Source organism: Pseudomonas sp. St29, assembly GCF_001547915.1.
In the GTDB taxonomy this organism is placed as follows: domain Bacteria; phylum Pseudomonadota; class Gammaproteobacteria; order Pseudomonadales; family Pseudomonadaceae; genus Aquipseudomonas.
In genome coordinates this window covers 6,565,386-6,588,097 of the sequence record NZ_AP014628.1, presented here as the reverse complement: position 1 = coordinate 6,588,097, position 22,712 = coordinate 6,565,386, and the positions used below count along the sequence as shown (strand labels likewise).

At 63.5% G+C, this 22,712-nt stretch carries 24 protein-coding genes; 11 read left to right on the top strand and 13 right to left on the bottom strand.

The window, feature by feature from the left end; translation table 11 throughout:
• Positions 1 to 4: 4 nt before the first annotated feature.
• Positions 5 to 1,405, bottom strand: coding sequence for a NorM family multidrug efflux MATE transporter (locus PST29_RS29490; RefSeq protein ID WP_173655966.1), 1,401 nt, complete (start codon positions 1,403 to 1,405; stop codon positions 5 to 7).
• 159 nt (positions 1,406 to 1,564) lie between these two features.
• On the opposite strand from PST29_RS29490, the gene PST29_RS29485 reads away from it, so the two are divergent.
• Both PST29_RS29485 and PST29_RS29480 read left to right on the top strand, forming a co-directional pair.
• Positions 1,565 to 2,485, top strand: coding sequence for a LysR substrate-binding domain-containing protein (locus PST29_RS29485; RefSeq protein WP_060841696.1), 921 nt, complete (start codon positions 1,565 to 1,567; stop codon positions 2,483 to 2,485).
• 193 nt (positions 2,486 to 2,678) lie between these two features.
• The gene (locus PST29_RS29480) at positions 2,679 to 4,655 is read left to right on the top strand and encodes a methyl-accepting chemotaxis protein (RefSeq protein WP_060844954.1); all 1,977 of its coding nucleotides are present in this window, start codon (positions 2,679 to 2,681) and stop codon (positions 4,653 to 4,655) included.
• Positions 4,656 to 4,681: 26 nt separating this feature from the next.
• On the opposite strand, the gene PST29_RS29475 is transcribed toward PST29_RS29480, so the two are convergent.
• Positions 4,682 to 5,608, bottom strand: a complete 927-nt coding sequence (locus PST29_RS29475; RefSeq protein WP_414159252.1) for an ABC transporter six-transmembrane domain-containing protein — start codon at positions 5,606 to 5,608, stop codon at positions 4,682 to 4,684.
• A gap of 113 nt (positions 5,609 to 5,721) precedes the next feature.
• Between PST29_RS29475 and PST29_RS29470 the strand changes: the two genes are divergently transcribed.
• Together PST29_RS29470 and PST29_RS29465 are read left to right on the top strand one after the other, a co-directional pair.
• Entirely contained in the window at positions 5,722 to 6,300 is a 579-nt protein-coding gene (locus PST29_RS29470) for a TetR/AcrR family transcriptional regulator (protein ID WP_060844953.1), read from the top strand.
• Between the two features lie 113 nt (positions 6,301 to 6,413).
• The gene (locus PST29_RS29465) at positions 6,414 to 7,628 is read left to right on the top strand and encodes an aldose 1-epimerase family protein (RefSeq protein ID WP_060841692.1); all 1,215 of its coding nucleotides are present in this window, start codon (positions 6,414 to 6,416) and stop codon (positions 7,626 to 7,628) included.
• Between the two features lie 4 nt (positions 7,629 to 7,632).
• On the opposite strand, the gene PST29_RS29460 is transcribed toward PST29_RS29465, so the two are convergent.
• The gene (locus PST29_RS29460; RefSeq protein WP_060844952.1) at positions 7,633 to 9,126 is read right to left on the bottom strand and encodes a YifB family Mg chelatase-like AAA ATPase; all 1,494 of its coding nucleotides are present in this window, start codon (positions 9,124 to 9,126) and stop codon (positions 7,633 to 7,635) included.
• A 189-nt stretch (positions 9,127 to 9,315) separates the two neighbouring features.
• Positions 9,316 to 9,576, bottom strand: a complete 261-nt coding sequence (locus PST29_RS29455) for an accessory factor UbiK family protein (RefSeq protein ID WP_016965457.1) — start codon at positions 9,574 to 9,576, stop codon at positions 9,316 to 9,318.
• A 415-nt stretch (positions 9,577 to 9,991) separates the two neighbouring features.
• Between PST29_RS29455 and glnK the strand changes: the two genes are divergently transcribed.
• The 4 genes from glnK to sutA all read left to right on the top strand — a co-directional run bounded on the left by glnK (position 9,992) and on the right by sutA (position 12,763).
• A complete protein-coding gene (gene glnK / locus PST29_RS29450; RefSeq protein ID WP_002555808.1) occupies positions 9,992 to 10,330 on the top strand; it encodes a P-II family nitrogen regulator in 339 nt (112 codons plus the stop codon).
• Between the two features lie 33 nt (positions 10,331 to 10,363).
• Positions 10,364 to 11,701, top strand: a complete 1,338-nt coding sequence (locus PST29_RS29445) for an ammonium transporter (RefSeq protein WP_060841689.1) — start codon at positions 10,364 to 10,366, stop codon at positions 11,699 to 11,701.
• Positions 11,702 to 11,911: 210 nt separating this feature from the next.
• Positions 11,912 to 12,337, top strand: coding sequence for a secondary thiamine-phosphate synthase enzyme YjbQ (locus PST29_RS29440; RefSeq protein WP_060841688.1), 426 nt, complete (start codon positions 11,912 to 11,914; stop codon positions 12,335 to 12,337).
• Between the two features lie 102 nt (positions 12,338 to 12,439).
• Positions 12,440 to 12,763: a transcriptional regulator SutA gene (sutA, locus tag PST29_RS29435; RefSeq protein WP_016965454.1), complete on the top strand. Its 324-nt coding sequence runs from the start codon at positions 12,440 to 12,442 to the stop codon at positions 12,761 to 12,763.
• Between the two features lie 128 nt (positions 12,764 to 12,891).
• On the opposite strand, the gene PST29_RS29430 is transcribed toward sutA, so the two are convergent.
• From PST29_RS29430 to lptM, 6 genes are read right to left on the bottom strand one after another with little or no spacing between them, the layout of a single operon-like run.
• Positions 12,892 to 13,587, bottom strand: a complete 696-nt coding sequence (locus tag PST29_RS29430; RefSeq protein ID WP_060841687.1) for an HAD family hydrolase — start codon at positions 13,585 to 13,587, stop codon at positions 12,892 to 12,894.
• Positions 13,587 to 14,483 (bottom strand): tyrosine recombinase XerC, encoded by an 897-nt coding sequence (gene xerC, locus PST29_RS29425; protein WP_060841686.1) that lies wholly within the window; start codon positions 14,481 to 14,483, stop codon positions 13,587 to 13,589. Before xerC ends, PST29_RS29430 begins: the two co-directional genes overlap by 1 nt.
• Positions 14,484 to 14,485: 2 nt before the next feature.
• The gene (locus PST29_RS29420; RefSeq protein WP_060844951.1) at positions 14,486 to 15,211 is read right to left on the bottom strand and encodes a DUF484 family protein; all 726 of its coding nucleotides are present in this window, start codon (positions 15,209 to 15,211) and stop codon (positions 14,486 to 14,488) included.
• Between the two features lie 13 nt (positions 15,212 to 15,224).
• A complete protein-coding gene (dapF, locus tag PST29_RS29415) occupies positions 15,225 to 16,055 on the bottom strand; it encodes a diaminopimelate epimerase (protein WP_047306595.1) in 831 nt (276 codons plus the stop codon).
• 4 nt (positions 16,056 to 16,059) lie between these two features.
• The gene (gene lysA / locus PST29_RS29410; RefSeq protein WP_060841684.1) at positions 16,060 to 17,307 is read right to left on the bottom strand and encodes a diaminopimelate decarboxylase; all 1,248 of its coding nucleotides are present in this window, start codon (positions 17,305 to 17,307) and stop codon (positions 16,060 to 16,062) included.
• Between the two features lie 9 nt (positions 17,308 to 17,316).
• Positions 17,317 to 17,475, bottom strand: coding sequence for an LPS translocon maturation chaperone LptM (lptM, locus tag PST29_RS31420; RefSeq protein ID WP_082729310.1), 159 nt, complete (start codon positions 17,473 to 17,475; stop codon positions 17,317 to 17,319).
• A 239-nt stretch (positions 17,476 to 17,714) separates the two neighbouring features.
• Here lptM and cyaY point away from each other — a divergent pair, with 239 nt between their 5' ends.
• The 3 genes from cyaY (at position 17,715) to rnk (ending at position 18,841) form a co-directional block, all read left to right on the top strand.
• Positions 17,715 to 18,047: an iron donor protein CyaY gene (cyaY, locus tag PST29_RS29405; protein ID WP_060841683.1), complete on the top strand. Its 333-nt coding sequence runs from the start codon at positions 17,715 to 17,717 to the stop codon at positions 18,045 to 18,047.
• Positions 18,048 to 18,051: 4 nt separating this feature from the next.
• Positions 18,052 to 18,285 carry a DUF1289 domain-containing protein gene (locus PST29_RS29400; RefSeq protein ID WP_016966946.1) on the top strand — a complete coding sequence of 78 codons (234 nt, stop codon included), beginning with the start codon at positions 18,052 to 18,054 and terminating at the stop codon, positions 18,283 to 18,285.
• A 142-nt stretch (positions 18,286 to 18,427) separates the two neighbouring features.
• Positions 18,428 to 18,841 carry a nucleoside diphosphate kinase regulator gene (gene rnk / locus PST29_RS29395; RefSeq protein WP_011064182.1) on the top strand — a complete coding sequence of 138 codons (414 nt, stop codon included), beginning with the start codon at positions 18,428 to 18,430 and terminating at the stop codon, positions 18,839 to 18,841.
• A gap of 6 nt (positions 18,842 to 18,847) precedes the next feature.
• On the opposite strand, the gene PST29_RS29390 is transcribed toward rnk, so the two are convergent.
• The 3 genes from PST29_RS29390 to PST29_RS29380 all read right to left on the bottom strand — a co-directional run bounded on the left by PST29_RS29390 (position 18,848) and on the right by PST29_RS29380 (position 22,587).
• Positions 18,848 to 21,694 (bottom strand): class I adenylate cyclase, encoded by a 2,847-nt coding sequence (locus PST29_RS29390; protein WP_060844950.1) that lies wholly within the window; start codon positions 21,692 to 21,694, stop codon positions 18,848 to 18,850.
• Between the two features lie 169 nt (positions 21,695 to 21,863).
• On the bottom strand, positions 21,864 to 22,109 hold the full coding sequence (locus PST29_RS29385; protein WP_016966944.1) for a TIGR02647 family protein: 246 nt from the start codon (positions 22,107 to 22,109) through the stop codon (positions 21,864 to 21,866).
• 193 nt (positions 22,110 to 22,302) lie between these two features.
• Positions 22,303 to 22,587, bottom strand: coding sequence for a hypothetical protein (locus tag PST29_RS29380; RefSeq protein WP_060841681.1), 285 nt, complete (start codon positions 22,585 to 22,587; stop codon positions 22,303 to 22,305).
• Positions 22,588 to 22,712 lie beyond the last annotated feature (125 nt).

Here is a 22,712-nt window from a genome sequence, read left to right as displayed (position 1 = left end):
CCTGTCACTCCGCCGCGCCGGCCGGCAGGCTCGCGGTCGTGACGCGGGGCTCGCGCTTGATCATGCGGTGCATCCGCCATTCGAACGCCAGGGTCAGGCTGATGGCCGCACAGGCCAGGCCCAGGGCCAGTCCCCACCAGACACCGGTCGGTCCCCAGCCCAGGGTAAAGGCCATCAGCCAGGCCGCGGGCGCGCCGATCAGCCAGTAGCAGCCCAGCCCCACCAGGAAGGTGGTCTTGGCGTCCTTGAGGCCGCGAATCGCGCCCATGGCGATGGTCTGGGTGCCATCGAACAGCTCGAACCAGGCCGCCACCGCCAGCAGACTCACCGCCAGTCGGATCACCTCGGCGAACGCCGGGTCGTTGTGGTCGAGGAACAGCCCGATCAGTTGGTTGGGCAGCAGCCAGAAGACCATGGCGAACCCGAGCATCGCCACCGCGCCGAAGGCGATGCCCACCCGCCCGGCCAGCCGCGCATCGGGCAGTTGCCCGGCGCCGTAATGCTGGCCGATGCGCATGGTGATGGCGTAGGAGATACCCGCCGGCACCATGAACGCCACTGACACGATCTGCAGGGCGATCTGGTGCGCCGCCAACTGGGTGCTGCCCATGGTGCCCATGCACAGCGCAGCAAAGGCGAACAACCCGACTTCCACGGCATAGGTGCCGCCAATGGGCAGGCCCAGGCGCCACAGCTCCCGCAGGTACCGGGTATTCAAGCGGGCCAGGCCCCGGCGCAGCGGGTAGGCGGCGTAGGCCGGATGGCACTTGATGTGCCAGGCCAGGGCCAGGGCCATGCAGTTGGCGACGATGGCAGTCACCAGGCCGATCCCCACCAAGCCCAGTTTCGGCAGGCCGAACATGCCGGTGATCAACGCATAGTTGAGCAGGAAGTTGGCCACCGTCCCCGCCAGGCTGATGACCATCACCGGGGTTGCCCGGCCAATGGCGCTGGTGAAGCCGCGCAGGGCCATGAAACTCAGGTAGCCGGGCAGGGCAAATGGCAGGATCAGCAGGAACTGGCCGGCGGCCTGGACGTTGCTCGGGGTCTGGCCGAACAGCAACAACAGCGGTTTGAGGTTCCACAGCAGCAGGCCGGCGACCAGGGCCATGATCCAGGCCAGCCACAGTCCCGCCTGGGTCAGGCGCGCGGCGCCCTCGATGTCTCCGGCGCCCTGACGAATCGCCACCAGGGTGCCTACCGCGGCAATCACGCCGATGCAGAAAATCGAGACAAAGGAATAGCTGGCGGCGCCCAGGCCGCCGCCGGCCAAGGCTTGCGGGCTGATGCGGGCCATCATCAGGGTGTCGGTGAGGACCATCAGCATGTGCGCCAGTTGCGAGGCGATCAACGGCCCCGCCAGCCGCAGGATGGCCCAGAGTTCGGTGCGTGCTGGATGCTGCATGGTCATCAGGCTCGATTCTTGAAAATTCGGGAAGAGCGCTGATTCTCGGTGCTTACAGCGCATAGCACAAAAGGATAAAAATACTTGCTGGCATGATAAAAACTCATGCGAAGCCATTTTCTGCCAGTCTGGCGCCCTGGTGTTGTCCGGAGCACATCCATGTCTCGTCGTCTGCCTCCTCTGTATGCCCTGCGTGCCTTTGAAGCGGCGGCACGCCACAGCTCGTTCACCCGTGCCGCCGAAGAGCTGTCGATTACCCAAAGCGCCGTCAGCCGGCATATCCGCACCCTGGAGGAGCATTTCGCCTGCCGACTGTTCCAGCGCAGCGGGCGCAACCTGCAACTGACCGAGGCGGCGCGCCTGCTGTTGCCGGGCATCCGTGAAGGCTTCGGCGCGCTGGAACGGGCCTGCAATACCCTGCGCGCCGAAGACGGCATCCTGCGCATGAAGGCGCCCTCGACCCTGACCATGCGCTGGCTGCTGGCGCGCCTCAGCCGCTTCCGCCACCTGCAGCCGGGCAACGAGGTACAGCTCACCAGCGCCTGGATGGACGTGGACTCGGTGGATTTCAACCAGGAACCCTTCGACTGCGCGGTGTTGCTGAGCAATGGCCACTTTCCCCCGGACTGGGAAGCCAGCTACCTGTTCCCCGAGCTGTTGATCCCGGTGGGGGCGCCGAACCTGCTCAACGACCAGCCCTGGGATGTGGCGCGGCTGGCGGCCACCGAGCTCTTGCACCCTACGCCGGACCGCCGTGACTGGCGCAGCTGGCTGGAGCACATGGGGCTCACCGATCAGGTCTCGCTCAAGGGCGGGCAGGTGTTCGACACCCTGGAGCTGGGGATGATCGCGGCGGCTCGGGGTTACGGCGTGTCCATGGGGGATCTGCTGATGGTGGCCGAAGATGTGGCTCAGGGTCGCTTGAGCCTGCCCTGGCCGACCGCCGTCGCCAGTGGCTTGAACTATTACCTGGTGTGGCCCAAGACCCGGCCGGGAGGCGAACGTTTGCGTCGCCTCAGCGACTTTCTCCAGGGCGAGGTCCAGGCCATGCAATTGCCCGAGGTAGAGCGCCTCGGCTGAAACGATGCAGTGCCCGGCCGGCGGGGGCGCGCAGATATCCTTGCAAGGCGCTCAAGTATTTGCCGGCGCCGCCGAATCCATGGGTTATGGAACCAGCGTTCAGGAAGGTCCTAAATTACTAAAAATCCTAGAATTATGACTGCCGAGCGTGCTGACCGATCAGGATGATCCGCCTTCTCGGCAAGGAGCCATCATGTCCCAACCCCGTGCCCGCATAGCCTCCCAGCTTGGGCTTGCCCTTGCCCTGATTCTTGCCCTGGTCATCAGTGGCAGCACCCTGTTTGCCCTGCGCTCACTGGATTCGGCGAACCTCGATACCCGGGAAGAGCACCTGGCCAGCGAGGCGCGGCTGTTGGCGGACCAGCTCAACACCTTCCACGGCAGCCTGCGCGAGAGCACCCAGCGCCTGAGCGGCCTGTTCGAAAACCGCTTCAGCGGCGGCCTGAGCCTGCACCCCGAGCAACCGGTGAGTGTGGCCGGGGTCCAGACCCCGGGCCTGCACCTGGGGGACGTGGTGCTCAACAACAACTTCGAGGAAGTGGACGAGTTCAAGCAGATGACTGCCGGGGTGGCGACCCTGTTCGTGCGCAGCGGCGATGACTTCATCCGGGTCAGTACCTCCCTGAGCAAGCAGGACGGCAGCCGGGCCATCGGCACCTTGCTCGATCATGCCCACCCGGCCTATCAGAAACTCATGGCGGGCCAGGGCTATGTCGGTCGCGCCGTGCTCTTTGAACGCTTCTACATGACCCAGTACACCCCGGTGATGGATCGCGGCGGTAAGGTCATCGCGGTGCTGTTTGTCGGTTTCGATTACACCGATGCGCAGAATGCCCAGTTCGACAATCTCAAGCGTTTTCGCATCGGCCAGAGCGGTTCCCTGGCCCTGCTCGACGAGCAGGACAAGTGGCTGGTGCCGCCGGCCGGTGTGCAGGGGCTGGACCAGGCTGCGCAGGTCATGGCCACTGCGGCGAAGGAACCGGGCAAGGGCCGCTTCTGGAGCGATCAGGGCGAGGACTTCTACAGCCTGGCGGTGCCGTTTGCCGGTGGTCCCTGGTCGGTGGTGGCCAGCATGCCCAAGGCCGAGATCCGTGCGGTGACCTGGAGCGTGGGGATTCGCCTGGTGATCGGCAGCCTGCTGGCGATGCTGCTGGCGGTGGGGGCCACGGTCTGGCTGCTGCGCAGCAAGCTGGCGCCCCTGAGCGATCTGGTGCGCCAGGCCCAGGCCCTGGGGGGCGGCGACCTGAGCGCGCGGCTGAATGTCTCCAGCCATGACGAAATCGGCCAGCTGGCCCGCAGCTTCAACCAGATGGGCGAAGCCCTGTCGACCATGGTCGAGCACATTCGCCGTTCCGCTGCCGAGGTCAATGGCCGGGCCCAGGCCTTGTCCGGTCTGTCCAGCGGCGCCTATGAAGGCATGGAGCAGCAGTCCGGCGAGATCACCAGCATGGCCGGGGCGGTGGAGCAGTTCAGCGCCACTTCGCTGAACATCGCCGACAACATGGGCAGCACCCAGCGTCTGGCTCAGGAAAACGCCGAGCAGACCCATATCGGCCTCGAATCCATGCAGCAGGCTTCGGCGTCCCTGGAGCAGATTGCCGGGGCCCTCAACAGCACGGCCACGGTGATCAATACCCTGGGCCAGCGTTCCCAGGAGATTGGCGGGATTGTCGGGGTGATCACCGCCATTGCCGATCAGACCAACCTGCTGGCCCTCAACGCCGCCATCGAGGCCGCGCGTGCCGGCGAGCAGGGGCGCGGGTTTGCCGTGGTCGCCGATGAGGTGCGCAACCTGGCGTCGCGCACCCGCGAGGCCACTGATGAAATCTCGCAGATGATCAACAGCATCCAGCAGGAAACCGGCAACGCCATCGAAACCATGGAACAGGGCAACCGCCTGATGCAGGAAGGCTTGTCGCGCAACGCCAATGTCGCCTCGGCCCTGGCCCTGATCGACGAGCAGAGCCGCAGCGCCGGTGAACAGTTCGCCGCCATCACCACCGCGACTCAGGAACAGAGCAGCACCGCCACGGTGCTCAGCAGCAACCTGCAGAGCATTGCCCAGGCCAACAGCGAGCAGCGTGAAGTGGTGTCCAACCTGGCGCTCACCGCCCGTGAGCTGGAAACCCTGGCCGCCGACCTGCGCCAGGAGGTCGACCGCTTCCGCTGATCTGGCCCAGCCGGCTGGGCCGGGGCTCAGCGGGGCTCGGCCGACTCAGCCAGGCCCGGATCCACGCGCTTGCCGATATCCCGCAGGCGCGCCAGCTGGTCGACCATGGTGGGCGCCTCATCGACGCTGCTGACGAAGGTCCACAGGTAAGTCATCACCGCATACACGTGGCCGGCCTTGACCTCGGGTGCCAGCGCCAGCTGGCTGATGGCGATGACGAACAGCAGCGCGGCGACCGCACCAAGGAACAGATAGGCCGTCGCTTCCCGGTCCGAGAGGCCGATGCGCAGCCGCGACAGCAGGCGATAGTGGCGCTGTAGCGAGACGGCACCGACCTTGGCCACCAGGCCGATTTCCTTTTCCAGCCGGTTGTTCAGGCGTTCGTGCAGTTGCTGGTTGCGGCGGGCAAAACGCGGCAGCAGGGTCACGCACAGCAGCAGCGCCGTGAGGCAGGCGAGGCCGATCCAGGGTTCGATCACCAGCAGCATCACCGCTGCGCCGACGATCGACACCAGGGCCGTGGCGATGGTCGGCACGTGCTTTTCGAAGAAGTCGACGAACTCCCGGGCCAGCACCACCCGCGCCGCGGCGGTGGACGTGTCCTGCTGTTGCAGGCGCTGGTTGAGGATCACCGGCACCGCGAGGTCGGCGTAGATGCGGGTGAACGTGCGGGTGTCCACTGCTCGCCGCGCCGCGCCCACCACCCAGAAGCCCAGCACCACCAAGGCGTAGATCAGCGCATGGGCGGCGTCGCCGCTCAGGATCGAGTCCACGGCAAAGCCGGCGAACAGCGGATAGGCCAGCAACAGGGCGTTCTCCAGGGCCACCAGGGACAGGGTGCCGAACAGCTTGCCCGGATAGGCCCTGGCTATGGCCTTGAGAGTCTGGCCGGCGGACTGTTGGCCGATTTTCTGCTTTGGATCCACGGCAATGAGTGGGGTAGCGGCGGGCATGAGTGCACCACAAGAATGATTGGGGTTAATATTGAGCGACTGCTCAATTATCTTTGAGCGATCGCTCAAAATGCAAGCGCCGTCCATCCTGGCGCCAAGAGGCCCGATTGCCCATGTCGCGTAACGACCGCAAAGACCAGATCATCCAGGCCGCCCTGGAATTATTCCGCAGCAAGGGTTTCGCCGAGGTTTCCACCCGGGACCTGGCCGAGCATGCCGGCCTGTCCCGCAGCCACGTTTATCACTACTTCAGTGATTTCAAAGAGCTGCGCCGCGAAGCCTTCGTCCATTTCGCCAATCAACAATTGGAAGCGGTGGGCGGGCCCCTGCGCGGTGCGGCGCCGATGGACGCTTTGCAAGGATTCATCCGTGACTGTCTGCCCGATTGTGCCGAAGACGGCTGGGCCTTGTGGCTCGATGCCTGGGACGAAGCCATGCACGACGCCGAGCTGGCCGAGACTTACCTGAGGATCAATGGCCAGTGGCAGGCAATGCTGGCCGGCATCATTGTCGATGGAGTCGAGACGGGGGTGTTTCACTGCGCCAACCCCCAGCGCGCGGCCCGGCAGTTGCTTGCGCAGACCATGGGCTACACCGATGACCTGCTGCTGCGGGCTTCTCCCGAGTCGGCCCGGGCTGCGTTGCAGGAAGTCATGGAAGTGGCGGGCCTGCTGCTGGGATTCAAGGCCTGAAAGGCAAAGCCGGGCAGTGGCGGAGTTGTGCGGTCAATCGCGAATTTGTAGCTTGCTGAAACGATTCTTCAGCGCTATAAAAACCGCACAACTCCAATAAAGGCAGCCCTTCCATGACATCCCTCAAACTGCTGGTCACCCTCGGCGCGCTGACCGCCGCCTCCCACGCCATGGCCTGGGACTATGTGCTGCTCGACACCGACAAGGCCGCTGAAAACCTGCATATCACCAGCGAGCAGTTGGGTCTGAAGACCGCGCAACCCTTCTCCGTGACCTTGCGCACCTTGCATGGCGGCCGCCAGGAAGGGGTCAGCATCGTCGATATCGACAACGGCCAGATGAAGCTTTCGCTGGTGCCGACCCGAGGCATGAATGTGCTGCAGGCCTCGGTGGGCGACGTGCGCCTGGGGTGGGATTCACCGGTCAAGGAAGTGGTCAATCCGGCCTTCATCGAACTCAATGGCCGCGGTGGCCTGGGCTGGCTGGAAGGCTTCAACGAGCTGGTGACGCGCTGCGGTTACGAGTGGGTCGGGCACCCGGGCATGGACAACGGTGAATTGCTGACCCTGCATGGCCGCGCCGCGAACATTCCGGCCAGCAAAGTCACCCTGCACATCGACGAACAGCCGCCCTATGCGATTCATCTGCGAGGCGAACTCAAGGAGCAGGCGTTCAAGAAGGTCGACTTCAGCGTGGCCACCGAGCTGGTCACCGAGCCCGGCAGCACCAGCTTCACCCTCAACGATCGCCTGACCAACAACGGCGATTATGCGAAGGAATATCAGGCGCTGTACCACAGCAACTTCAGCACCCCGTTCCTTGAACAGGGGGCAAAATTTGCCGCGCCGGTCAAACAGGTGTCGCCGTTCAACGACAAGGCCAAGGCCGATCTGGGCGATTGGCAGACCTACCGCGGCCCGACCCGCGACTATGACGAAACCGTGTACAACGTGGTGCCTTATGCCGATGCCCAGGGCGAGACCCTGGCGGTGCTGCACAACAAGGCGGGCAGCCTCGGGGTGTCCCTGGGCTTCAATACCCGACAGTTGCCGGTGTTCTCGCTGTGGAAAAACACCGACACCCAGGGCCAGGGCTATGTGACCGGGTTGGAGCCGGGCACCAGTTTTTCCTACAACCGCCGTTATCAGCGTCCATTGAATCTGGTGCCGACGATTGGTCCCAAGGAGCAGCGGGAGTTTCAGATCCGCTACAGCCTGTTGGCGGACAAGGTCGCGGTGGACAACGCCTTGAATCGTGTCAGTCAGATCCAGCAAGGGCGTCAGACCGAAGTGCGGCCAACGCCGCTGGTGGATCTGTCCAAGGAGTGAACCTTCAATCGGCGCCGGGACGATAGTGCAGCGCCTCTGCCAGATGGTCGCGACTGATGCTTGCCGCCTGCTCCAGGTCGGCCAGGGTCCTGGCCACCTTGAGCAGGCGGTGAGCGGCGCGCAACGACAGGTTCAAGCGTTCGCAGGCCGCTTCCAGCCAGTGCTCGTCGGCTGTGGATAACTGGCAATGGCGCCGCAGGCCGGGCAGGTCGAGAAAGGCGTTGGCACAGCCCTGGCGCTGGCCTTGCAGCTGGCGTGCCCGGGCGACTCTGGCGGCGGCTTCGGCGCTGTCGTTGCCCGGTTGTGGCCTGGGGTTGAGGGCGGTGACCTCGCGGGCCACGGTCAGGTGCAGGTCGATGCGATCGAGCAGCGGGCCGGACAACTTGTTGCGATAGCGCTGGATCTGTTCCGGCGTGCAGCGGCAGCGTCCGCTGGGTTCGCCAAGGTATCCGCAGGGGCAGGGGTTCATCGCCGCGACCAGTTGGAAGCGTGCCGGGAACTGCACCCGGTCGCGGGCCCGGGAGATGATGATCTGCCCGGACTCCATGGGCTCGCGCAGGACCTCCAATACCTTGCGATCGAACTCCGGTAGCTCATCGAGAAACAGCACGCCGTGATGGGCCAGGGTGATTTCCCCGGGTTGGGGTTTGGAGCCGCCTCCGACCAGCGCCGCCCCCGAAGCCGAATGATGAGGCTGACGAAACGGCCGCTGGGGCCAGTGGCGCAGGGGCGTGTGGCTGGTCACCGATTGAATCGCCGCCACTTCCAGGGCCTCGTCCTCCTGCAAGGGGGGCAACAGGCCGGGCAGACGGCTGGCCAGCAGGGTCTTGCCGGTGCCTGGCGGGCCGCTGAACAGCAGGTTGTGGGCACCGGCCGCGGCGATCAGCAAGGCGCGCTTGGCGGCGAGCTGGCCCTGTACTTCGCGAAGATCGGGGTAGGGGGAGTGGCTCTGTGTCAGGCCGTCGCTGATGTAAGGCGCTATCGGTGCCTGGCCGTTGAGATGGGCCACGGCTTGCAGCAGATGCTCGACCGCGATCACCTCCAGGCCACTGGCCAGGCAGGCTTCTTCGGCATTGGCGCGGGGCACCAGCAGGGTGCGTCCGGCGTCGCGCGCCGCCAGTGCGGCAGGGAGTACGCCGCGCACCGCCCTTACTGCTCCGGACAGCGCCAGTTCCCCCAGGCATTCGATGTTGTCCAGGGCCTGCGCCGGTACTTGCACGCTGGCGGCGAGGATGCCCAGGGCGATGGCCAGGTCGAAGCGCCCGCCATCCTTGGGCAGGTCCGCCGGAGCCAGGTTGAGGGTGATGCGGCGCGCGGGGAAATCGAACCCGGCGTTGAGAATGGCGCTGCGCACCCGGTCCTTGCTTTCCTTGACTGCAGCTTCCGGCAGGCCCACCAGGGTCAGGCTTGGCAAGCCATTGGCCAGGTGCACTTCAACGCTGACCGCCGGTGCCTGCACGCCGACCTGGGCACGGCTGTGAATGATCGCCAGGGACATGGGGAGTTCTTCCTTGAGACAGCGGAACCGCTTCCTGCGGGGCTGCTGCAAGGATAGTTGAGGGGGGTGGCGGCAGAGCTGCCAGAATGGGCACAGGATATGTCGCCGGCGTTGCGGCCTTGGTTGGCCAGTCGGCGCCTACGGCACGGGGCTGCAGGAGCCGACTTGCCGGCGAACCGGCGGTTCAGCTCAGTCTTGTGCCGGATTCAGCCGCGCTTCCAGCTCCGCCACTTTGGCTTCGAGGCTTTCCAGGCGTGCGCGGGTGCGGGCCAGGACCACCATCTGGCTGTCGAATTCTTCCCGGCTGACCAGGTCGAGCTTGCTGAAGCCGCTTTGCAGCAGGGCCTTGAATTGGCTTTCGATTTCGTTGCGGGGCAGGGGCGTATCACCGCTGAGCAAACGCGAGGCGTGGCCGCTCAGGGCATCGAGAAGGTCTTTGGGCGCGAGCATGGGAGAGTCCTGAATTGCAGTCGGCCCGCAGTGTATCACGCAGCAACAGCGCTCCAGGCGAGCCTGGGTTGCACGTTTTTCGCGCATCCGGCCGGGCGCCGACGCACTGTTTTTGTGCGTATGCCGGGCCCGGTTTTCCGGTATTCGCCGCCAGCGCCAGGCAAAGGACTGAAATCACTGAATTTTCCCGAGCTGGCAAGCTTTCTGCTTAGACCCTGGTGACCCATGCACTGATGCAGTCGCTGTGACGAATGCAGTGCGGCAGCCTGCGCGGGGGGTGTTTCGTCAGGAGCGGTTAGCTGGCGTCGGTCTGGCTGAGTAAGGCCGACGATGCGTTACAAAGCCAGGCACTGCGCTTAGACTTGAGTCGGGTTTGTTTTCCTGGGGCAAGTCCACCAATTCGGGAGAGAGTTTCATGAAGCTAGTCACTGCCATCATCAAGCCGTTCAAGTTGGACGACGTGCGCGAGTCGCTGTCCGAAATCGGCGTGCAGGGCATTACCGTTACTGAGGTCAAAGGCTTCGGCCGGCAGAAAGGTCACACCGAGCTGTATCGCGGTGCGGAGTACGTGGTGGATTTTCTGCCCAAGGTGAAGATCGATGTCGCCATTGACGACAAGGATCTTGACCGGGTTATCGAGGCGATAACCAAGGCCGCCAACACCGGCAAGATCGGTGACGGCAAGATCTTCGTGGTCAATCTGGAACAGGCTATTCGCATCCGTACCGGCGAAACCGATACCGACGCCATCTAAGCCGCCAAACCCAACGCCCCAGGAGAAAACAATATGACTCTGCGTAAATTCGCAGGGCTAGGAGCCCTGTTGTCCCTCGTAATGCCTGGCCTGGCCTTGGCGGCAGATCCGGTGCCCCCTCCAGTGCTTAACTCCGGCGACACCGCGTGGATGCTGACCTCCACGGCCCTGGTGCTGTTCATGACCATCCCCGGGCTGGCGCTGTTCTACGGCGGTATGGTGCGTTCGAAAAACATTCTTTCCGTGATGATGCAGTGCTTCGCCATCACCGGTCTGGTCACTGTCCTGTGGTTCATCTATGGCTACAGCATGGCGTTCGATACCACCGGGATGGAAGCTGGCGTCGTCAATCTCAATTCCTTCGTGGGCGGCTTGTCCAAGGCCTTCCTGGCGGGTGTCACCCCGGCCAGCCTGACCGGCCCGGCGGCGTTGTTCCCCGAGGCGGTGTTCGTCACCTTCCAGATGACCTTCGCCATCATCACTCCGGCACTGATCGTCGGTGCCTTCGCCGAGCGGATGAAGTTCTCCGCGATGCTGATCTTCATGGGCGTCTGGTTCACCCTGGTGTACGCGCCAATTGCCCACATGGTCTGGAGCGGTCCGGGTTCTCTGCTGGGCGACTGGGGCGTGCTGGACTTCGCCGGCGGCACCGTGGTCCACATCAACGCCGGTATCGCCGGGCTGGTGGCCTGCCTGGTGCTGGGCAAGCGCAAAGGCTTCCCGACCACGCCCATGGCGCCGCATAACCTGGGCTACACCTTGATGGGCGCGGCCATGCTGTGGGTCGGCTGGTTCGGTTTCAACGCCGGTTCCGCGGCGGCTGCCAACGGCACCGCCGGCATGGCCATGTTGGTCACGCAGATCGCAACGGCTGCCGCCGCCCTGGGCTGGATGTTTGCCGAGTGGATGACCCACGGCAAGCCAAGCGCGCTGGGCATCGCTTCGGGCGTGGTAGCCGGCCTGGTCGCCATCACCCCGGCCGCCGGCACCGTGGGCCCGATGGGTGCCCTGATCATTGGCCTGGCGGCAGGTGTGGTGTGCTTCTTCTGCGCCACCAGCCTCAAGCGCAAGCTGGGTTATGACGACTCCCTGGATGCCTTCGGCGTTCACGGCATCGGCGGTATTCTCGGTGCGATCCTCACCGGCGTGTTCGCTGCACCGTCCCTGGGCGGCTTCGGCACCGTCACCGATATCGCGGCACAGGTCTGGATCCAGGCCAAGGGCGTCGGCTTCACCGTGATCTACACCGCGATCGTCACCTTCATCATCCTCAAGGTCCTGGATGCGGTCATGGGGCTGCGTGTCACCGAGGAAGAAGAAGCGGTCGGCCTCGACCTGGCGCAACACAACGAGCGTGGTTACAACCTGTAATCGCGTGGGGAAAAAAGCCCGGCTCCGGCCGGGCATTTTTTTGCCTGACGTTTGTCATTGAAAAATGGCTGAAAGGATTTTCTGACAAGCATTGGCGTGTTTGCCGTGGCGATTTCCAGCAGGACAAATGCTTACACTAAAGCAGGATTATTCGGCGCTTTGTTTTTTCACTGAGCGCGCTAGAATGCGCGCCGAAGCGTGGAGATCGGTATGTGGCAGCAGACCCTGATTACCTTGCGGGCCAGGCCCCGGGGCTTTCACCTGGTGACGGACGAGTTGCTCGCCGGCCTGCCCGAGTTGAGGGCGTGTCGGGTTGGTCTGCTGCATTTATGGCTGCAACATACCTCGGCCTCGTTGACCATCAACGAGAACGCCGATCCGGCGGTCCGGCGTGACTTCGAACGTTTCTTCAACACCCTGGTGCCTCAAGGCATGGCCGGGTACGAACATAACGACGAAGGCGAAGACGACCTTCCGGCGCACTTCAAGGCCAGTTTGCTAGGCTGTCAGCTGACTTTGCCGGTAGCGGCGGGACGCTTGGCGCTAGGCACCTGGCAAGGTGTTTATCTGGGCGAGCATCGCGATCATGGCGGTGCTCGCAAAGTCCTTGCCACCCTGCAGGGTGATAGGGCATAAGCCGCTGAGTATCAGTGGACGTTGATTTTTTTCCGGCGGCCTTCGACAGTCGGCGCAGCTGGGCTATAACTAATCTGCTTTTCGCAAGTCATGAGGTAGAACATGAGCGACGATGATCTGGAAAACGACGACCTCGAAGTAGGTGACGAAGACGATACCGAAGAAGGTCTTGAAGCGGCCGCCGACGATGTGGTGGAAGACGATGGCAGTGATGTTCCTGCTCCGACCGCCAAAGGCAAGGCCAAGGCTGCCGTTTCGGTAGACGAGCTGCCGAGTGTCGAAGCCAAGAACAAGGAGCGTGATGCACTGGCGCGTGCCATGGAAGAGTTCCTGGCCCGTGGCGGCAAAGTGCAGGAAGTCGAGGCCAATGTGGTCGCCGATCCGCCCAAGAAGCCTGATAACAAGTACGGCAGCCGGCCTATCTGAGCCTTGCTACTTGCTTGCTGAAAAAGCCCGCCGTCGCTGCGGGCTTTTTCATGGAAGAAAGACAGGCAGCGGCAAGTTACGAGCTGCAAGCTATAAGTTCGAGGCTTGAGGCTGCGGCGGCCAGCCGCCTATTTCCAGCTGGCCAGCAGTCGTGGCAGTTCAATCAGGCTGCGGATCTCGGCATCTGGTGCGCGCTCGGCTTCCCAGGTCTTGCCGCTGGGATTGAACCAGATCGCGCGCAGGCCCGCCTGCTGGGCGCCGGCAATGTCGTCGCCCGGGTGATCGCCGATATGCACGGCGGTATCGGCCGTTGCGCCACCGCGCTGCAGGGCTTCATGGAACAGTCGGGCATCCGGCTTGGCGACCCCGATGTCTTCGGCGCACAGGGCGAACTTGAAGTAGTCCGCCAGGCCCAGGCGGCGCACGTCGGCATTGCCGTTGGTGACCACCCCCAGGGCGAAGTGATTGGCCAGGGCTTCCAGGGTCGGCAGCACCTCGGGAAAGATCTCCAGTTGATGCCGCGCGTGCAGGAATACTTCGAAGCTCTGATCGGCCAGTTGGCTGGCTTGACTGTGCTCGTATCCAGCCTCCTCCAGGGCATGGAACAGTACCTGGCGGCGCAGGGCGCTGATTCGGTACTTGAGGTGCGGTTGTTCGAGCAGCACGCGTTCGCGAATGCTCCACAGATGCTCCACCGGCACGCCGCCGAGATTCGGTGCATGCTCGGTCAGCCACTGACGCAGGGTGGCCTCGGCGCTGACGATCACCGGGGCGGTGTCCCAGAGGGTGTCATCAAGGTCGAAGGTGATCAGTTTGATGGTCATTACTCACCGCCTTTGTTGCGTTTGGCCCGAGGGTGGGCGCTGTCGTAGACCGCTGCCAGGTGCTGGAAGTCCAGGTGGGTGTAGATCTGTGTGGTCTTGATATCCGAGTGTCCGAGCAACTCCTGCACGGCACGCAGGTCCTGGGAAGACTCCAGCAGGTGGCTGGCAAAGGAATGACGCAGCATGTGTGGATGCAGGTTCTGCCCCAGCTCGCGCTCACCGGCGGCCTTGACCCGCAGTTGGATGGCGCGCGGCCCCAGGCGCCGGCCCTTTTGACTGACGAACAGGGCGCCGTCCGGCGGGTTGCTCAGGGCGCGCAGCGGCAGCCACAGTGCCAGGGCCTCCCGGGCTTTTTTGCCCACGGGCAGCACGCGGGTCTTGCTGCCCTTGCCCAGGACCTGCACCAGCCCGTCCGCCAGATCCAGTTGCTCGAGGTTCAGGCTGGTCAGTTCGGAAAGACGCAGCCCGCAGGAGTAGAACAGCTCCAGGATCGCCTGGTCGCGATGGGCCAGGAAGTCATCCTCCACTGCGCCATCGAGCAGCTGCAGGGCGCGATCGGTGTCCAGGGTCTTGGGCAGGCGGCGTTCGCCCTTGGGCGGCGCCAGGCCGTTGGCCGGATCGTGATCGCACAGCCCTTCGCGGTTCAGGTAGTGATAGAGGCCGCGCACCGCGGACAGCAGGCGTGCCAGGCTGCGGGACGACTGACCCTGCTGGTGCAGGCGGGCAATCATGCTGCGCAGGCCCTGGACATCCAGGTCGGTCCAGCTGCGGACCTGCTGTTTCTCGCAAAACCCCAGCACCTTGTCGAGATCGCGTCGATAGGCCTGCAGGGTGTGGGGCGACACCTGGCGCTCACTGCGCAGGTGTGCGCAGTAGGCATCCAGTTGCTGCTGCATGGTCAGCGTACCGAGCGCAGCGAGTGGGTGAAGCGCGGCAGGACCCGGCCGGTGACTTCGGCTATGTAGTTGAGGAACAGGGTGCCGACCGAGCTCTTGTAGTGCTGCGGGTCACGGCTGGCGATGGCCAGGACTCCATGCAGGCCCTGATGCGCCAGAGCGACCACCGCGGTGGAGCCGATCTGCTTGCGCTGTTCTTCGCCGAAGAGGAAGTCCAGTTCATGTTCGCGCAGGCTGCCGCTGACACTCTTGCCTTCCGAGAGCAGGCCGCCGATGGCGCCCTGGGCTTCGGCGGCCGAGACCCAGCGACCCACCGGCATGGCGTTGTCGCTGAACAGGATCAGGCTGACGAAGGGTACCTGGAAGTCCTGGCGCAGGCTGTCCTCGACACTCATGACCACTTCTTCCAGGCTGCTGGCGTCCATCAGCGCCAGAATCAGGCGGCGGGTCTTGTCGAACAGGCGGTCGTTGTCCCGGGCCACGTCCATCAGTTGCGACAGGCGGTGGCGCATCTCGATGTTGCGCTCGCGCAGGATCTTCATCTGTCGCTCCACCAGCGACACGGTATCGCCGCGCTGGTGGGGAATGCGCAAGGCCGGGAGCAGCTCGTCGTGGTCGACGAAGAAGTCCGGATGGGCCTCCAGGTACGCAGCGACGGCGGCTGCGTCCAGGTCGGCAGAAGGCACTGGGTCGGGCTTTGCGGCGGGAGCCTGGGGCTGATCAGTCATGGGTTTCGCTCACTTAAAGACGCACCTGTCCTTCGTATACGCGTACTGCCGGGCCGGTCATCATCACCGGTTGGCCTGGACCTGCCCATTCGATGGACAGGCGCCCGCCTGGCAGGTCGATCAATAGTGGCGAATCCATCCACCCCTGGCTGATCGCGGCCACTGCAGCTGCGCAGGCACCGGTGCCGCAGGCCTGGGTTTCCCCGGCACCGCGTTCCCAGACCCGCAATTGCGCGCGCTGACGGTCCAGCACCTGGAGAAAACCGACATTGACCCGCGCCGGGAAGCGCGGGTGATGCTCGATCTTCGGCCCCAGCTCGTGCACCGGCGCGCTGTTGATGTCATCCACCCGCAGCACGGCGTGGGGGTTGCCCATGGACACGGCGGCCAGCTCGACCTGGACGCCATCGACGTCCAGCGTGTAGCTGTTGGCCTGGGCCGGTGCCTGGAACGGGATATCCGCCGGCACCAGGCGTGGCGCCCCCATGTTGACGCTGATCTGACCGTCGTTGCGCACGTCCAGTTCGATCACGCCGCTCTTGGTCTCGACGCGGATCTGGCGCTTGGTGGTCAGGCGCTTGTCCAGCACGAAGCGGGCGAAGCAACGGGCACCGTTGCCGCACTGTTCCACTTCGGAACCATCGGAGTTGAAGATCCGATAGCGGAAATCCACGTCCGGGTTGCTCGGGGCCTCGACGATCAGCAACTGATCGAAGCCGATCCCGGTGTTGCGATCACCCCATTGCTTGGCGTGCTTGGGCAAAATATGCGCGTGCTGGCTGACCAGGTCGAGAACCATGAAGTCATTGCCCAGGCCGTGCATCTTGGTAAAACGCAGCAGCATGGTCTTACTCCGGCAGCAGGCTTTCGCCAGCGAATAACTCGGCTACCGTCTCGCGGCGACGCACTTCAACAGCCTGGTCGCCATCGACCAGCACTTCAGCGGCACGGCCGCGGGTGTTGTAGTTCGAGCTCATGACGAAACCATAGGCGCCAGCGGAATGCACCGCCAGCAGGTCGCCCTCGGCCAGGGCCAGGGAGCGTTCCTTGGCGAGGAAGTCGCCGGTTTCACAGATCGGGCCGACGATGTCGTAGGTACGGGGTTCGGCGTCGCGTGGTTGCACGGCGCTGACGTCCATCCAGGCCTGGTACAGCGCCGGGCGGATCAGGTCGTTCATGGCCGCGTCGACGATGGCGAAATCCTTGTGTTCGGTGTGCTTGAGGTACTCGACCCGGGTCAGCAGCACGCCGGCGTTGGCGACGATGAAACGGCCCGGTTCGAACACCAGGGCCAGGTCGCGGCCATCCAGGCGCTGGCGCACCGCCTTGACGTAGTCGGCGGCCAGCGGCGGCTCTTCGTCGCGATAACGCACGCCCAGGCCACCACCCAGATCGATGTGGCGCAGGTAGATGCCGCACTCGCCAAGGCGATCCACCAGGTCCAGCAGGCGGTCGAGGGCGTCGATGAAGGGTTCCAGGGTGGTCAGTTGCGAGCCGATATGGCAGTCGACCCCGACGATATCCAGGTTCGGCAGTTGCGCGGCGCGGATGTACACATCCTCGGCCGTGGCAATGTCGATGCCGAACTTGTTTTCCTTGAGCCCGGTGGAGATGTAGGGGTGGGTGCCGGCGTCGACGTCGGGGTTGACCCGCAGCGAGACCGGCGCGCGAACTCCCAGCTCGGCGGCGACCTGTTGCAGGCGCTCCAGTTCTTCGGCGGATTCGACGTTGAAGCAGTGGACGCCGACTTCCAGGGCGCGACGCATGTCGTCACGGGTCTTGCCGACACCGGAAAAGACGATCTTGTCGGCCTGGCCACCGGCGGCCAGGACCCGCTCCAGTTCGCCCCGGGAGACGATGTCGAAACCGGCGCCCAGGCGGGCCAGGACATTCAACACGCCCAGGTTGGAGTTGGCCTTTACCGCGAAGCAGACCAGATGCGGCATGCCGGCAAGTGCCTCGGCATAGGCCAGGTACTGGGCCTCGATATGCGCTCGGGAATAGACGTAGGTCGGCGTGCCGAAACGCTCGGCAATGGCGGACAGGGCTACGCCTTCCGCGAACAGCTCACCGTCGCGGTAGTTGAAAGCGTCCATGGTGAGCCCTTAGTAGGTGTCGTGCTTGTGCGACTTCGATTGCGACTTGGCCTGCTCTTCAGGGGATTTGCTGTCATCAGGCAGATACAGCGGGCCTTTCTGGCCACAGGCAGTAACAAGGCAGGCAACCGCGACGAGCGCAGCAAGGGAAGAGATCAGGCGCTTCATGGCGAAATCCTTGAGAATGCGTAAATTGCGCCCGAGTATACCGGCCACCCGGCAGCTTGCCTATGCAGCGTAACTCCCGTCCAGCGGGCCTTTGCCAGGCCTTGTTCAGGGGCTTTGGATGGCTGGCGGCGCAATGGACGTCGCATTTGTCCGCCTGTTCGGTATCCTTTGCATTCGCCGGGGAGCGCCCGTATCTTGCGGCGCTTGAGCGTGAGTAGACACTATTCGAGGTTCCCGCAATGAGTTTGACCGAAGCCCGTTTTCACGACCTGGTGGACGCTACCCAGCAGACGCTGGAGGATATTTTCGATGAGAGCGACCTGGACATCGACCTGGAAAGCTCGGCCGGTGTGCTCACCGTCAAGTTCGACAACGGCAGCCAGGTGATCTTCAGCCGCCAGGAACCTCTGCGCCAACTGTGGCTGGCGGCCCGATCCGGTGGTTTCCACTTCGATTACGACGAGGAAAGCGAGCGCTGGATGTGCGACAAGAGCGAGGAGCAGTTGGGCGAGATGCTGGAGCGTATCGTCTTCGAACAGGCGGACATCAAGCTTGAGTTCGAAGGGCTCTGAGATCGTGACCGAGCCCGCTGCCGTGCGCCCGCCCAAGCCCCTCTACAGCAACGTCAGTCCGGCGGTGAGTTCGCCGTGTATCAGCCTGTGCCGTCTCGATGAGCAGAAGGTCTGTCGCGGTTGCTTTCGTCATGTCGAGGACATTCGCGAGTGGCGCTCGGCCGATGATCAGCGTCGGCGAGTGATCTGCGCCCAGGCGTTGCTGCGCAAGCAGAGCGTGGCCGCGGAGGGACTTTAGGTTCGTACTCGTACGGTTTGTTTATTCAGTGTGCTGTGATAGTGTCCGGCTTCGCCTCGCTACATCGAGGCCGGTGAGAACCCCGTCTTATTTGGCGGGGTTTTGCTTTTTTGTGCAGAAAAAATAGGAGTCAGCCAGGATCATGAGTACTGCACCATCCATCATCCTTACCCGCCTTGACGTGCAACGTCTGGAGCGTCTGATCGACAGCCTGGACGACTCGCTGCCAGGCGTCATCGCACTGCAAACCGAGTTGGATCGTGCCGAAACGCTGGTGGGTCACGATGAAGTTCCGGCCGGTGTCGTCACCATGAATTCGCGTGTGCACTGCCGTGAAGAAAGCAGCGGCAAGGACTATCACCTGACTCTGGTTTATCCACAGGACGCCAATGCCGACGAGGGCAAGATTTCGATCCTCGCGCCAGTGGGCAGTGCCTTGCTGGGCCTGCAGGTCGGTCAATACATCGACTGGCCGGCCCCGGGCGGCAAGACCCTGAAGCTGACGCTGCTGGAAGTGGAATACCAGCCGGAAGCCGCCGGCGACTACCACCTCTGATAGCGGCTAGACCTGCTCGAGCGCGTCATTCAGCGCGCGCTCCAGGCTGGCCTTGTAACGCAGGTAGAGAATGCTCGGACTCTGTCCATCACCGAGCAGGCCGGACAGGTCCAGGTCGGTGATGTAGCAGCGATAGCGCTGCGGTTCGCGGCGCTGGGCGACGATGTCCTGAGCCACTGCGCCAAACAGCTGATCGCCATATTCCAGCTCGGAAAACTCCCGTTGATTGCAGTACAGCGAGACTTGCACCTGACCCGGTGCGGCCTTGCCGATGATCGCCTGCACGTCATAAAAGGCCTTGTCGACCGGCGTCGGCGGTGCCGGGCGCGGCTCAACCCGGCGTGCCCGGCCGCTGCCCGAGGGCAATACCTGAAAGTAGAGTGTGTCCAAAGGTTTCTCGCCTGGGTTGCTGCTCATCGGCAACAGCGCATCGCGACGGTAGAGAATCGACTGCAGGAAACGCTGCAGTGGCACCAGCAGGCTGTGCTCGTCGTGATAGGGCAGGGTCTGCTGCCACAGGGCATTGTGCTCGTCGAGCAGATACAGCTCGGCCTGCTCGTCGACGATTCGGTAGAACACCTGGATGCAGCCCGGCTGGCCCATGGGCAGGATCAGCGCCAGGTCGTGATCTTCCAGGGCCATCGGGTCCAGGTGCAGGGGGCTGTAGCAGGCCTGTTCCTGGCCCAGGTATTCCAGCAGTGCGGCAGGATTGGCCATGGCCTGGTGCCGTACCTGGCCAGCCACCAGTTCCAGGACGTGATAGTGCTGCTGCACCTGGATCAGGTAGCGGTAGTTGAGCTGGCTGAGCAACAGGTGCTGCGCGGTTTCGAACAGCTCCTCTACCCGCCGGGCGATGAATTGCGCGCGGTTGTGGCAGAAGCAGCGGACCCTGAGGCGCGGCTGGGGTCCGGCAGGCAGGCTGTTCAGGTAATCGCGCAGGCAATCGAGCAGTGCATGCTCGGCGTCGTAGCGGTCGACCATGACCTCGTTCCAGCTATTGAGGGTGACCTGATCCAGGGTCAGCACCAGATTCTCCCGGACCCCGGCATAGCTCAGGGAGTCGGTGCGTTCGGTGGTCATGAGGATGTTCAGGTCGCGGTGATGCTTGAGGGGGTCGACTCCGACGTTCACCAGAATCAGTACTTCGCTGGGGACGCTGGCGTGCAGTAGCTGGTCTTCGTCCGCCGTGGCCAGTGGCAGGGCCACCGTCTGCTGCAGGCTGCCCAGCAGGTTGAACAGTTCGAACTCGCTCAGATCGCTGCTGCCAGGGTGCAAGGCCAGGCGCGTACTGCTGTCGATCACTCCGTTGCGATGACACCAGGTGAGCAGCTCCAGCAGTTCCCGGCTGCGCTTGATCGGGGCGAAATGTTCCCATTCCAGTGCGGTCAGGTTGCCGTTGTACAGGCCCCAGTAGGTTTGTCCCGGTTCTTTCTTGTTCGGCGACTGCACCAGGGTCAGGGTGTCTTCCGCGAGGTCCGGGGCGATGCCGGGATTGATGAACTCGATCTTCCCGGCCTTGCGTTCGAAGGCGGCGTACAGGCGTCGGCCCAGCACGTTCAAATCACGCTTGTTGATCAGGCTGGCGGCCTGTTCGGTGCGGGCGAACTGGGTCAGGAAGCGATAGCTGTAGTTGAGCTCGTTGACCAGGGCCCGGCGTTCGCTGCTGACCTGGCGCACCTTCCATTGGCTGCGGCTGTCCAGCAGGGCAAGCTGGCGCTGATCCCAGCCCCACTCGCTGGCCAGGCGCTCCAGCAGGGCCCGCTGCCAGTTCGGGCTGCGGGCGCCATTGCCATGGGTGAGCTTGCGATTGACCTTGAGGTACAGGCTGCGTCTGACCAGCTCCAGGCGTTCCGGTTCTCCCCGGGCCTTGAGGTACTCCTCGATGCGCCGGTAGACCACGATGTAGGGGTCGAGCTCGTCCAGGTCCAGGCGGTTGGCGAACACCGCCTGCTTGAAGCGCAGGCTCAGGCACTGAACCCTGGGATGCTCGCTGGCATAGACCTCGATCAGCAGCAGCTTGAGTACCGATTTGTAGGGAGACTCGATGCCCTTGAACAACTGCCAGAGTCCGGCCCCGATGAACTCGCCGGGCGGAATGCGTGCCATGTGGCCCAGGTCCAGATTCTCTTCGGCGGGTACGAAGCGCTTGGAGAGCAGGGTGTGGATGTAGCGCTCGTAGCGGGACTCCTCGTACACCGGCACCAGCCACCACAGCGGCGTGCGTCCGGCCAGCCAGATGGCGGTGCGGTAGAACTCGTCCAGCAGCAGGTAATGCTGGGTGGTGCCGCAATCATCCGAGCTGAGCTGGGTGTCGCGTTCGCCGCGGACAAAGCGGCTGGGGTCGATCAGGAAGAAATGAGCTTCGGCGCCCTGGCTGGCAGCCCAGGCTTCCAGCAGCTGGCATTTCTTCTGCAGTTCGGCCAGCTCGGTTTCACTCAAGTCTGCGGCGTGGCAGACCCAGACATCCATATCGCTCTGGTCGGCCTGGGCCAGGGTGCCCAGGCTGCCCATGAGAAACAGCCCGTAAATGGGCCGCGGCGGGTTGCCATGGCGCGGCTTGTAGGAAAAGGATCGGGTCAGGCGCTGGGCTTCGGCCAGGGCCTGCGGATCGGGTTCATAGTTGGACAGCCCCGCCGGGGTAGCGCCGGAGACATAGCCGGGCAGCAGCGGGTGATTGACGTGAAAGAACAGCGGCAGCAGGTTGAGGACCAGTTGCTGGCGTGCCGACAACCCCTCCATTGCCCGAGCCAGGCGTCCTTGATTGACGGTAAGGAAGCGCGTGCGCAGTCGACTGAGAACCTTGCGATCGATTCCTTCATCCAGAACGGGACGGATTTCATGGGTATGGGGCATTTCAAGCGGAGCTCGAAGGTGACGGGGTTCGGAACGGCAGCAGTTTAGCGTCAGACAGGGCCGAGTCTTAAGCTCAATTTATTTTTTTGACGCCAGATTTCTAGCGTATTGGCGGGAGGGTGCCTACGGAATCCGACAGACGGGAACCCCGCAGGCCGAGGAACGATGTTCAGGCGGTTTCTTTGACGCTCAGGATGGTCAGCAGGCCTTGGGCGTGCTCGGCGGCGTCGCGGCCAAGACTGGTCAGGTAGCCTCCATCGGCTTGGGTAATCAGTTCTTTGTCGAACAGGCGTTGGGCAGCGGCAATGGCGGAAGGGGCAGCGGTCTGATGGATTTTCAGGCCTTCCTGGGAGTTGTCCAGATTGAAGAGTGCAAGGATTTCCAGTTCGGCAACCAACTCAGGGGTATACGACATAAGGACTCCAGACTTTCTAGGAATGAGAGGTCAGCGTTCCTAAGGTGACCGCAGAACGGCGGCGTGTCCAGCGTTCACTGAGGACTTTTGTACCTGGGGGTGGCGGTGTTTGGCCGCAGGGTGCCTGCAGTGTAGTCGGGGCGGGAGCGCGGCGCCGGAGCGTTGCGGCGGGCAGCGCTCCGGTGCTGCGGGCTCAGGACTTCTCGGGCGGCAGTTGCGGCAGGGCGCGCAAGGCGGCTTCGTACCATTGGGTATCGAAGGCGCGGTCTTCCTCGAGAATCGCGTCGATCTCGATGGCCAGGACGTGAGCCATGAGATTGAGGATTTCTTCCCGTTCGTAACCCACCAGGGTCAGTTTGTTGAACGTGGCTTTGGCTGCTGGCGGGTTGTCACTTTCGATCTGGTTTTCGATCGCTTCGATCAGGGTATTTTCGGCGAACTCTTCTTCGTCGTTGTCGATATCGGTTGGCTCGCTCATGGCAGGCTCCTCAAGGAAAGGTCGCCAGTTTACTCGTATTCAGGGTGGTGATGCTGCTGGCCAGAAGTGCATTGGGCTTCTATAAAAAATGCTGCCAACCCCCTGCACGGCCTGGAGGCTATGTG